The organism is Streptomyces sp. CLV115 (assembly GCF_038448545.1).
In the GTDB taxonomy this organism is placed as follows: Bacteria; Actinomycetota; Actinomycetes; order Streptomycetales; family Streptomycetaceae; genus Streptomyces; species Streptomyces sanglieri.
The window spans coordinates 26,830-38,270 of record NZ_JBCEWQ010000080.1 but is presented as its reverse complement, the minus strand read 5'-3'; the positions used below and the strand labels follow the sequence as shown (position 1 = coordinate 38,270).

Below are 11,441 nucleotides of genomic sequence, written 5' to 3'. Positions count from 1 at the left end.
GTCCCGCCCCCCGGGCCGCCCCGGTCCACCTGCGGACCACCGCTCCCGCGCCCGGATGTTCACAGATGTTCATGTGGGTCTGCCACCATCGGGACGTGGACTACCCGCACGACCAGGCACCTGGCGCACCCATCCGCTCCGGCATCCCGGAGCACGGCCGTATTCCCAAGTACTACGCGGTCAAGGCTCATGTCTCCTCCCTCATAGCGGAGTTGGGCGAGGGCGGCATGCTGCCCACCGAACGCGATCTGGCCGAGCGCTACGAGGTCTCGCGCGAGACGGTGCGCCAGGCGCTGCGGGAACTCCTGCTGGAGGGGCGGCTCGCCCGCCAGGGGCGCGGCACCGTCGTCGCGGGCCCCAAGCTGGAACAGCCGCTCTCGCTGGCGAGTTACACCGAGGGCGTACGCCGCCAGGGCCGCACGCCGGGCCGTCACCTCATCGGTCTTGAGCGGTTCCCCTGCCCCGAGGCGCTCGCCGCCGACATCGGGGTGGAGCGCGGCGAGCCGGTCTGGCACCTGGAGCGGGTGCTGCTCGCCGACGACGACCGGGTCGGCCTGGAGAGCACGTACGTCTCCGTCGCCCGACTGCCCGATCTGGACACGGACTTCGATCCGGACTCGTCCTTCTACTCCTACCTCCGTGACCGGCTCCGGATCCCTTTCGGCGACGCCGACGAGCGGATCGAGACGGTGCTCGCGACACCGCGCGAGGCGCTGCTCATCGGTACGCCGCCCGCACTGCCGATGCTGCTGATCCACCGGATCTCGCGCGACACCGCCGGGAAGCCGCTGGAGCGCGTACGGACCCTCTACCGCGGCGACAGGTTCTCCTTCACCGCGCACCTGGGACCGCAGGACGGCTGCTGAACGACCGCGGCCCCGGCCAACCACACGCCCGGCAACCACACGCCCGGCGATCACACACTCAGCGACCGCATACCCGGCGATCACACGCTCAGCGACCGCATGCCCGGCGACCGCGCCCCCGAGGCTCCGCCCGTCGACGGTCGGCCATCTGGGTAACGGAAACATAACGGGTCTAGGCCAAGCTTGGGGCCCAGTTCACCCTCCCGTTGCCGTACGGCTCGATGCGGGTCACTCGCCCCGAGGAGCGTAGCCGCCGTGAGAGTCATCGTCGTAGGAGCCGGCGTGGTGGGAACCATGCACGCCTGGCACGCAGTGAACCGCGGCCACGAGGTCGTACAGATCGAGCGCGAGAGTGAGGCGCGCGGGGCATCGCTCCGCAACTTCGGACAGATATGGGTCAGCGGACGGGCCGGCGGCGAGGAGCTGGAGACCGCGCTGCGCGCCCGTGAGCTCTGGGAGGGCATCGGGGCACAGGTCCCGGACCTCGGATTCCGGGCCTGCGGCTCGCTCACCCCGCTCCGCACCGAGCTGGAGACCGCCGTCGCCGAGGCGGCGCTCGCCCGGCCCGACGCGGCGGCCCGCGGCTACAAGCTGCTCACGGCCGACGAGGCCCGGGCGGTCAACCCCGCGCTGCGCGGGGAGTTCACCGCCGCCCTGTGGTGCGAGCGGGACGCCGCGGTCGAGCCGCGCACCGCACAGCTCGCGCTGAAGCGGGAGCTGCTGAAGTCCGGCCGGTACACCTTCCTCGGCGGCCGCGAGGTCCGCGAGGTGGTGGGCACCGCCTCCGTCCGCGACGACCACGGCGACGTGCACACCGGCGACGCCGTGATCCTGGCCACCGGAGCCTGGCTCGGCGGCCTCGTCCGCGAACTGGCCGGCCCCGATCTCCCCGTGCGCCGCGTCCGCCTCCAGATGATGCAGACCGACCCGCTCGGCGAGCCGCTCACCACCTCCGTCGCCGACGCGGACAGCTTCCGCTACTACCCGGCGTACCGGAGCGAGGCACTGGACGCGCTCAACGCCGGGCAGGCCCAGGAGCCCACCGCGGCGGCGCACCGGATGCAGCTGCTGATGGTGCAGCGCCGGGACGGCGGACTGACCATCGGCGACACCCACGAGTACGAGCACCCCTTCTCGTTCGACACCGTCGAGGAGCCGTACGAGCACCTCACCGGGGTCGTCGAGTCCTTCCTGGGCCGCCCGCTGCCGAGGATCCGCCACCGCTGGGCCGGGGTCTACGCCCAGTGCACCGACACCAGCCGGGTCGTCCACCGCCAGCAGGTGCGGGACGGCGTCTGGCTGGTCACCGGGCCGGGCGGCCGGGGCATGACCTGCTCGCCCGCCATCGCCGAAACGACCGCCAACGAACTGGGCTGGTGAAGAAGTTGAGCAACACCGAGAAGCTGAACCTGATCGTCCTCGACATGGCCGGCACCACCGTCGCCGACGGCGGCCTCGTCGAGCAGGCGTTCTCCGCCGCCGCCGGACGCCTCGGTGTCGAGCCCGGCTCCGCCGACCACGCCGAGAAGCTCGACTACGTCCGCGCCACCATGGGCGAGTCGAAGATCTCCGTCTTCCGCCACCTCTTCGGCGACGAGGACCGGGCCCAGCAGGCCAACACCGCCTTCGAGGAGGCGTACGGCGAACTGGTCGACGGCGGCCGGATCGCCCCGGTCCCCGGCGCCCGCGAGGCCGTCGAGCGGCTCAGGAACGAGGGCCGGACCGTGGTCCTGTCCACCGGCTTCGCCCGCACCACCCAGGACGCGATCCTAGCCGCGCTCGGCTGGCAGGACCTGGTCGCCCTGACCCTCTGCCCGGCCGACGCGGGCGGGCGCGGCCGCCCCTACCCGGACATGGTCCTCGCCGCCTTCCTGCGCACCGGCGCCGTGGACGGCGTCCAGCAGATCGTCGTCGCGGGCGACACCTCGTACGACATGCTCAGCGGCGTACGCTCCGGGGCCGGCATCGTCGCCGGGGTCCTCACCGGCGCGCACGACAAGGACCAGCTGACCCGCAACGGCGCCACGCATGTGCTCGGCTCGGTCGCCGAGCTCCCGGAGCTGATCGCGCGGGCCGAGGCATGACCGGCGGGGAGCGGTCCGTCCGCAGCGGAATCAGGTTCGACCGGGTCAGCGTCGCGTACGGCCAGAACACCGTGCTCGACCGGCTCGACCTGACCGTCGAACCCGGCGAGGTGATGGCTCTGCTCGGTCCCTCCGGGTCCGGCAAGACCACCGCCCTGCGCGCCGTCGCCGGATTCGTCCAGCCGGCCTCGGGCCGGGTCTACCTCGGCGACCGCGACGTCACCGGGCTGCCGCCGCACAAGCGCGGCATCGGCATGGTCGTCCAGCAGTACGCCCTCTTCCCGCACATGCGGGTCCAGGACAACGTCGCCTTCGGGCTCAAGGCCCGCAAGGCCGCCAAGGCCGAGATCCCCGAACGGGTCGCCGAGGCCCTCGAAATGGTCGGCATGGCCGCCTATGCCAAGCGCTACCCGCGCGAGCTCTCCGGCGGCCAGCAGCAGCGGGTCGCCATCGCCCGCGCGCTCGCCATCCGGCCCGGTGTCCTGCTGCTCGACGAACCGCTCTCCGCCCTCGACGCCCAGCTGCGCTCCGGAATGCTCGCCGAACTGGCGCGGCTGCACCGGGAGCTGCCGGACGTCTCCATCCTCTATGTCACCCACGACCAGGTCGAGGCGCTCACCCTCGCCGACCGGATCGCGGTCATGGACAAGGCGAGGCTCCAGGACTGCGGCACCCCGCAGGACCTGTACCGCCGCCCGCGCACCGAGTTCACCGCGTCGTTCGTCGGCAACGCGAACCTGCTGCCGGTCACCGTCGCCGAAGGCGCCGACTCCGTCGACTTCGGCGGCCGCGCACTCGACGTACCGACCGGCGACGTCACCCGGGGCGCCACCGCCACCCTGTGCGTCCGGCCCCACCTGGTCGGCCTCGGCGACGGACCCAACGCACTGAACGGCACCATCGCCGAGGTCCAGTGGCGCGGCTCCACCCACCGGCTCTACGTCGACATCGACGGGCACCGGGTCAAGGCCGACCTGAAGGAGCTGCGCGAGACACCGGCGCTCGGCGACCGGGTCACGCTGCACTTCGCGGCCGAGGACGCCGTGCTGCTGCCCGCGGGCGCGGCACCGGGAGCCGGGGGAGAGGCCGATGGCTAGCGCCGCGCACCCCGTCGCATCGGACATCACGGCGACGAAGGCCCCCCGTCGGCGCACCGGACCGTCCGGGGCGGTGCCCCCGAAGGCCGGACCGCGGGAACCGGCCCGCCGCGTACCCGCCTTCGTCTGGGCGCTGCCGCCCGTCGCCGTCCTCGCCCTCGTCTTCCTCTACCCGCTGGCCCTCGTCGTCCAGCAGTCCGTCAGCCCGGACGAGGGCGGCACCTCGATCGCCCCGTACGGCGACGTGTTCGCCTCCGAATCGTTCCGCTCGGCGCTGACCACCACCGTCTGGCTGGCGGCCGGCTCCACGGTCGGCTGTCTGGTGCTGGGCTTCGTCCTGGCGATGATCATCGCGTTCGTACCGTTCCCCGGCGGCCGGGCGGTAGCCAAGTTCATCGACGTCTTCCTCTCCTTCCCGTCGTTCCTGATCACGCTCGCCCTGCTGTTCATCTACGGCAACGTCGGCATGGCCAACGGCGTCTGGACGGACCTCACCGGGGCGGCCGACGGCCCCTTCGACTTCCTCACCACCCCGTGGGGCGTGCTGCTCGCCGAGATCACCTACTTCACGCCCTTCGTGATGCGCCCGCTGCTCGCCGCGTTCTCGCAGCTCGACAGCGCGCAGCTGGAGGTGGCGTCCTCGCTGGGCGCCAAGCCGGCCCGGATCGTGCGGCAGGTGATCCTCCCCGAGGCGCTTCCCGCGCTCGCCGCCGGCGGCAGCCTCGTCCTGGTGATGTGTCTCAACGAGTTCGGCATCGTGCTGTTCACCGGGGCGAAGGGCGTCACGACCCTGCCGATGCTCGTCTACAGCAAGGCGATCCTGGAGTCCGACTACCCGGCGGCCTGTGTCGTCGCCGTGGTGAACATCGCGATCTCCGTCGGTCTCTACAGCCTGTATCGGATGGTGAGCCGCCGTGTTGGTGCATAGCCGCACCGGGAAATGGGCCACCTGGTCCGTGTTCTTCGTGCTCTTCGTGCCGCTGTTCGCGGTGCCGCTGCTGGTCATCCTCGCCGCGTCGTTCACCACCAACTGGTCCGGCGCCTTCCCCTCCGGGCCGACCACCAAGCACTACGTGGCGGCGACCGGCGGCGACTCCCTCCAGGCGCTGACCACCAGCCTGATCACGGCCGTCAGCGCCAGCCTGCTCGCCCTGACCATCGGCTCCTGGGCCGCGCTCGCCGCCGCCTCGATGCGCAGCCGGGGCAGGCGCTTCCTCGACGCGCTGTTCATGCTGCCGGTCGCCGTGCCGTCCGTCGTCGTGGGCCTCGCCGTGCTCGTCGCGTTCAGCAAGCCGCCGATGCTGCTGAACGGGACGCGCTGGATCGTGATCCTGGCGCACACCATTCTTGTCACGGCGTTCGCCTATTCGTCGGTTTCGGCGGCAATAGTGCGTCTCGACCCGATGTACGAACAGGCGGCGGCCAGTCTGGGCGCCCGCCCCGGTTACGTCCTGTGGCGCATCAAGCTGCCGCTCCTGCTGCCGTCGCTCACGGCGGCCGCAGGGCTCTGCTTCGCGCTGTCCATGGGCGAGTTGAGCGCCACGATGATGCTCTACCCGCCGGACTGGACACCGCTCCCGGTACAGATCTTCGCGGCCACCGACCGCGGCTCGCTCTTCACCGGAGCGGCCGTCGCCGTGGTCCTGATGGGAACGACGCTGCTGGTACTGCTCGGCGTCTCCCGGATCCGCACCAGGGCCTCGTACCGCTGATCCGCCGACACCCCCGTACTGACCTCCGGCCGGCTTCCGGCCGACTTCCAGGAGATACGACTGCCATGCGCAAGAACCACCTCAAGCCCATTGCCGCCGTCACCGGCTGCCTCGCCCTCGCCGCCACCCTCTCCGCCTGCGGCGGCTCCTCGGCCGCCTCCGACGAGAAGGTCGTCACCGTCTACAGCGCCGACGGCCTCAAGGGCGAGAACGGCGACGGCTGGTACGACAAGGTGTTCAAGGACTTCGAGAAGAAGACCGGCATCAAGGTCAAGTACGTGGAGGGCGGCTCCGGCGAGATGGTGCAGCGCGCCGTCCGAGAGAAGTCCAACACCCAGGCGGACGTCCTGGTCACCCTGCCGCCGTTCATCCAGCAGGCCGACAGCAAGGGCCTGCTCGCCGCGTACGCGCCGGCCGGGTCCGACAAGGTCGACGGCGCCGACAAGGCCTCGGACTCCAAGTGGACCTCGGTCGTCAACAACTACTTCGGCTTCATCTACAACAAGAAGGAGCTGAAGTCGGCGCCCGCCACCTGGGAGGAGCTGCTCGACGGAAAGTTCAAGGACAAGATCCAGTACTCCACCCCCGGAGTCGCCGGTGACGGCACCGCCGTGCTCATCAAGGCCATGCACGACTTCGGCGGCAAGGAGCCGGCGATGGCGTACCTGAAGAAGCTCCAGGCCAACAACGTCGGCCCGTCCGCCTCCACCGGCAAGCTGGCCCCCAAGGTCGACAAGGGCGAGCTGCTCGCCGCCAACGGCGACGTCCAGATGAACTTCGCGCAGTCCAAGGACATGCCGAACCTCGGCATCTGGTTCCCCGCGAAGCAGGGCGGCAAGTCCACCACCTTCGCCCTGCCGTACGCGGCCGGCCTGGTGAACAAGGCCCCGCACACCGCCAACGGCAAGAAGCTGCTCGACTTCATGCTCTCCGAGCAGGCCCAGAAGGACGTCAGCGCGGTCGGCGGCGGCTTCTCCGCCCGCAAGGACGTCGAGGCCACCGACGCCAACGCCATCGAGCTGGCCAAGCTGATGGACGGGGTGGAGGTCTTCGAGCCCGACTGGTCGGACATCGGCACCAACCTGGACGGCTACGTCGAGGCCTGGAAGTCGGCCACCGGCAGCTGACCGCTGCCGGAGGATTCACGGCACGGGTATGGACCTCCGGCGGATCATCGCGAAAAGATAACGGGTCTAGTCCCACGTTCAACTCCTCGTCCCAGGGCGGGGAGTTGAACGTGCGCCCCCACGCCTCGACGGAGGACCCCGTGACCACAGGCCTGTCCCGCCGCACCCTCCTCATGAGCGCGGCCGCCCTCGCCGCCGCCGCCGGACCGCTCGCCGCGGCCACCACCGCACGGGCCGCGGCCCGCACCCCCAAGGTCCTGGTCATCGGCCTGGACGGCGCCCTGCTGAACCGGATCAAGGACGCGGACGCACCGAATCTCGACGCCCTGATGGCCTCCGGGCTCACCTCGGTCAGCCCGCTCTACGCCGACCCGATGGCGCCCACCCTCTCCGGCCCCGGCTGGTCCACGATCATCACCGGCGTCTGGCCCGACAAACACCGTGTCAAGGACAACGCCTTCACCGGTCACGCCTTCGCGCGGTACCCCGACTTCCTCACCCGGATCGAGACCGCGAAGCCGGGGCTCTCGACGTACGCGGTCGCCTCCTGGAACCCCGTCACCGACACGATCTTCTCCGCGAAGGTCGACACCCGGGTCTCCACCCCGGAAGCCGAGTACGACACCGGCACCACCGGCAGAGCCGTCGCCGAACTGGCCGGCGGCAACCGCGACGCGGTCTTCGTCCACCTCGACAACGTCGACCACGCCGGGCACAGCCACGGCGCCGCGAGCAAGCAGTACCTGGACGCCGTCCACGGCGTCGACGCCCAGGTCGGGCAGCTGGTCGCCGCCGTACGGGGCCGGGCCACCCACGCCTCCGAGGACTGGCTCATCATGATCACCGCCGACCACGGGCACACCGACGCGGGCGGCCACGGCGGCTCCAGCGCGGCCGAACGGCAGACCTTCCTCATAGCGAGCGGCGGCTCCGTCACCCCGGGCTCCACCCGGTACGACATCAAGATGCCGGACGTCGCCGCCTCCGCCCTCGCCCACCTCGGCATAGCCGTCGACCCGGCCTGGGACCTGGACGGCCGCCCGTTCCAGCAGCCCGTCCCCGACGCCTTCGACGCGCTGCGCCCGCAACTGGCGACCCGCGTCGACGAGACGGGCATCGGAGCGGCCGTGCTCGGCTTCACCCACACCCCGCCCGCCGGGTGGTCGATCGACAACAGCGCGATGGGCGCCGGCGGAGTCACCGAATGGCGCGGCTGGACCTTCACCACCGACGAGTTCTGGACCTCCGCCGAACGCGGCCAGTGGCGCGAGACCAACGTGCGGGCCCGGAACGTCTTCGCGGTCGCCGACGGCGACGAATGGGTCGACAAGAGCTTCACCGGCACCTTCGACTCCACCCTGGTCGGCCCTGCCTGGCCGGTCACCGGCGGCCGCACCGCCACCCTCGCCTACACCACCCACTACCGCCAGGAGGCCCCGCAGAGGGGCGAGGTGCTCGTCTCCTACGACGGGGGCACCCCGGCCGTCGTGAAGACGTACACCGCCGACACCGTCTCCCGGGCCGAGTCGCTCACCCTCCAGGTCCCGGCCGGGGCCACCACCGCACAGGTCCGCTTCCGGTACACCGGCGGCAACAACTGGTTCTGGGCGGTCGACGGAGTGAGCCTCACACCCGCGTGATCCGGCCGTTCCGGCAGGTCGAACGGACGGCCTAAAATCGGGGGCGTCGGCGCTGCACAACGCGGTGCCGCCGGCGTCCCCGCACACGGCGTACGGCAGGAGTCCCACACATGGCAGAGCGCAAGCCGATCTCATCCTGGCTCACCGACATGGACGGAGTCCTGATCCACGAGGGGACGCCGATCCCCGGAGCCGATGCCTTCATCAAGCGGTTGCGTGACTCGGGGCTGCCCTTCCTGGTCCTCACCAACAACTCCATCTACACCGCCCGCGACCTGCACGCCCGGCTGAACCGCATGGGCCTGGACGTGCCGGTGGAGAACATCTGGACCTCCGCCCTGGCCACCGCCCAGTTCCTCGACGACCAGCGGCCCGGCGGCACGGCGTACGTCATCGGTGAGGCCGGCCTCACCACCGCCCTGCACGACATCGGCTACGTGCTCACCGACCACGAACCCGACTACGTGGTCCTCGGCGAGACCCGCACGTACAGCTTCGAGGCGCTCACCAAGGCGATCCGGCTGATCAACGGCGGCGCCCGCTTCATCTGCACCAACCCCGACGAGACCGGCCCGTCCGCCGAGGGCCCGCTGCCCGCCACCGGGTCCGTCGCCGCCCTGATCACCAAGGCCACCGGCAAGGCGCCGTACTTCGCGGGCAAGCCCAACCCGCTGATGATGCGCACCGGGCTCAACGCGATCGGCGCCCACTCCGAGTCCAGCGCCATGATCGGCGACCGGATGGACACCGATGTGCTGGCCGGGCTGGAGGCGGGGATGCAGACCTTCCTGGTCCTCACCGGGCTCACCACGGTCGCCGACATCGACAAGTACCCCTTCCGGCCGTCCACGGTCGTCGACTCGATCGCCGATCTGGTCGACCTCGTCGACGCGGGCTGAGCCCGGCGGGGCAGGGCCACGGGGCGGTGGGGGAGGGGCCGCGGACGGTGTGCGCGGACCCGTCCCCCGCGTCGCTGCGGATGCGAAAAACCTCCGGAGGCGTGAACCTTCACTGAGGAGGTTCACGATGCGTTCCACAACCCTCACGTTCTGTGCCGCCGCGGTCGTCGCGGCGACCCTGGTGCCGGCCTCCGCCGCACTGGCCGACTCCGACTCCGGTTCCGCCCCCGAGAAGGGCAAGGACAACCGCGTCTCCCTGACGCTGACCCCGTCCTCCGTCGCACCGGGCGGCGAGACGGATCTGCGGCTGGAGGGCTGCGAGGGCCGCGAGGCCACAGGCGAATCCGAGGTCTTCGTCTCCGGGGCACGCTTCTCGCCCGCCGCGGACGGGGGCCTCTTCGCAGAGGCCCGGATCAGCTCGGACGCCTCCCCGGGCGAATACGGCATCCGGATCGACTGCAAGGACGCCAAGGGCGCCACCGCCGCCGGCACGCTCACCGTCGTCGACCGCGGCCGGCCCAGCCCGCTCGCCCCGGTCCAGGCCGGAGGCGGCGGCACCGCCCTGTCCACCGAGCGGGAGGCCGAGCAGAAGGGCCCCGGCACCGTGCACGCGGTGATCGGACTGGCCCTGGCAGCCGTCGCGGCCGTCGCCGTCGCGTTCCGCAGCGTGCGCCGCCGTCGCCGTCCGGCCTCGGACTGACATGTCCGCCCCCGACAGCACCGCGGGTCACGGCAGGCTGCTCGCCGGAGTGGTCTGGGCCGTCCTGCTGCTCGGCCTGTGGCTCTGGGGCCGCGGCATCACCGACGGCTCCGGCGCCAGTTCCGCCCCGACCACCGGCGACATCGCCGCGGTGGGGCGCCCCCTCGGCGTACCGCTGCCGCCGCCGCACGACCCGATCGGGGGCGCGGTGCCGAAGCGGGTCGAGATCCCGTCGATCGGTATCGAGGCGCCCGTGGTCGCCCGCGGCCTGGACAAGGACGGCGCGATCGAACCGCCCTCCTTCGACACACCCCAGACCATCGGCTGGTACGGCGACGGCACCGAGCCCGGCGCGAAGGGCCCGGCCCTCCTCGTCGGCCATGTCGACACCGAGACCAGACCGGCCGTCTTCTACGGACTGAGCGCGGCCCGCCCCGGCGCCAGGGTCGACATCACCCGCGCCGACGGAACCGTCGCCGAGTTCACCATCGACGACGTCCAGGTCTTCACCCGGGCACGCTTCGACGCCGACAAGGCGTACGGCCCGCGCCAGGACGGCCGGGCGGAGCTCCGCCTGATCACCTGCGGCGGCACCTTCGACCGCAAGACGCACTCGTACGACGCGAACGTCGTCGTCTCCGCCTACCTGACCGGCGAGAAGCCCGCGGGCGACCGAGCCTGACGCCCGGCACCGGAGGCGCAGCCACCCTGATCCGGAACATCCCTGACGCAGCATCGGCGGTCACTCACTCCCGGCGTTCGGAAAATGCGGACAGAAGCCCTGTGTCCGTACGGAACGGATGCGGCAGTGCACCGCCGCCGCACCGAGGGGGAGTGCATGCACGGCAGTCACGACAGCCGGCGGGGCAGGCGTACGGGTCCGGGGCGGGCCGGGGCGGTGGCCGCGGCAGGGGCCGTGCCGCTGCTCGCCGGATGCGCTTCCGGTCCCGGCCCCGGTCCTGACCCCGCCCGCGGAGCCACCGGCCGGAGCCCGCGACGAGCAGCACCTTCCCGGTGTGCGGCAACGCCGCGTGGATGGTGTTGTTCCGGTGTCCGGCGGGGGCGCCCGGGAAGTCCCGGTGGCCGTTGGCGGCCTTGCGGCCCGGTCCGTTGATCGCGCGGTCGTGGTGGCGCTCGGTGCTCTCGCGGTACGGCCAGGGGCCGTTCGCCCCGGAGAGCGCCAGGACCGCCGTCGTACCGATCGCCGTCCGGCGGGTACGCAGGCTGGGACGGAACTTCGTCGTTCACGGCTCCCGGGGGCGGTCTGCGGGGACTGTCCGGCGTCGGCGCGGCACCGCCGCTTCTCGGCGCTGACG

At 71.7% G+C, this 11,441-nt stretch carries 11 protein-coding genes and 1 pseudogene; 11 read left to right on the top strand and 1 reads right to left on the bottom strand.

Features of this window, described 5'->3' with window-relative positions; genetic code table 11:
• Nucleotides 1-95: 95 nt before the first annotated feature.
• The 11 genes from AADR41_RS25320 to AADR41_RS25270 all read left to right on the top strand — a co-directional run bounded on the left by AADR41_RS25320 (nt 96) and on the right by AADR41_RS25270 (nt 10,807).
• Nucleotides 96-866: a GntR family transcriptional regulator gene (locus tag AADR41_RS25320; RefSeq protein WP_342283698.1), complete on the top strand. Its 771-nt coding sequence runs from the start codon at nt 96-98 to the stop codon at nt 864-866.
• 255 nt (nt 867-1,121) lie between these two features.
• The gene (locus AADR41_RS25315) at nt 1,122-2,246 is read left to right on the top strand and encodes a TIGR03364 family FAD-dependent oxidoreductase (protein WP_342283696.1); all 1,125 of its coding nucleotides are present in this window, start codon (nt 1,122-1,124) and stop codon (nt 2,244-2,246) included.
• On the top strand, nt 2,243-2,950 hold the full coding sequence (locus AADR41_RS25310) for a phosphonatase-like hydrolase (RefSeq protein ID WP_342283695.1): 708 nt from the start codon (nt 2,243-2,245) through the stop codon (nt 2,948-2,950). Before AADR41_RS25315 ends, AADR41_RS25310 begins: the two co-directional genes overlap by 4 nt.
• Nucleotides 2,947-4,047, top strand: a complete 1,101-nt coding sequence (locus AADR41_RS25305) for an ABC transporter ATP-binding protein (RefSeq protein ID WP_342283694.1) — start codon at nt 2,947-2,949, stop codon at nt 4,045-4,047. The genes AADR41_RS25310 and AADR41_RS25305 overlap by 4 nt, the downstream gene beginning before the upstream one ends.
• Complete coding sequence (locus AADR41_RS25300) at nt 4,040-4,975, top strand: 2-aminoethylphosphonate ABC transporter permease subunit (RefSeq protein ID WP_342283693.1); 936 nt, start codon at nt 4,040-4,042, stop codon at nt 4,973-4,975. The genes AADR41_RS25305 and AADR41_RS25300 overlap by 8 nt, the downstream gene beginning before the upstream one ends.
• The gene (locus tag AADR41_RS25295) at nt 4,962-5,759 is read left to right on the top strand and encodes an ABC transporter permease (RefSeq protein WP_342283692.1); all 798 of its coding nucleotides are present in this window, start codon (nt 4,962-4,964) and stop codon (nt 5,757-5,759) included. The genes AADR41_RS25300 and AADR41_RS25295 overlap by 14 nt, the downstream gene beginning before the upstream one ends.
• Nucleotides 5,760-5,824: 65 nt before the next feature.
• Nucleotides 5,825-6,886: a 2-aminoethylphosphonate ABC transporter substrate-binding protein gene (locus AADR41_RS25290; RefSeq protein ID WP_342283691.1), complete on the top strand. Its 1,062-nt coding sequence runs from the start codon at nt 5,825-5,827 to the stop codon at nt 6,884-6,886.
• 173 nt (nt 6,887-7,059) lie between these two features.
• Nucleotides 7,060-8,526, top strand: a complete 1,467-nt coding sequence (locus tag AADR41_RS25285; RefSeq protein ID WP_342283697.1) for an alkaline phosphatase family protein — start codon at nt 7,060-7,062, stop codon at nt 8,524-8,526.
• A gap of 110 nt (nt 8,527-8,636) precedes the next feature.
• Nucleotides 8,637-9,425: an HAD-IIA family hydrolase gene (locus AADR41_RS25280; RefSeq protein ID WP_124723355.1), complete on the top strand. Its 789-nt coding sequence runs from the start codon at nt 8,637-8,639 to the stop codon at nt 9,423-9,425.
• Nucleotides 9,426-9,552: 127 nt separating this feature from the next.
• Entirely contained in the window at nt 9,553-10,125 is a 573-nt protein-coding gene (locus AADR41_RS25275; RefSeq protein ID WP_342283690.1) for a hypothetical protein, read from the top strand.
• A 1-nt stretch (nt 10,126) separates the two neighbouring features.
• The gene (locus AADR41_RS25270) at nt 10,127-10,807 is read left to right on the top strand and encodes a class F sortase (RefSeq protein WP_342283689.1); all 681 of its coding nucleotides are present in this window, start codon (nt 10,127-10,129) and stop codon (nt 10,805-10,807) included.
• A gap of 301 nt (nt 10,808-11,108) precedes the next feature.
• On the opposite strand, the pseudogene AADR41_RS25265 reads toward AADR41_RS25270, so the two are convergent.
• Nucleotides 11,109-11,348, bottom strand: a pseudogene (locus AADR41_RS25265) (galactose oxidase); the annotation flags it as partial.
• Between the last annotated feature and the right edge of the window lie 93 nt (nt 11,349-11,441).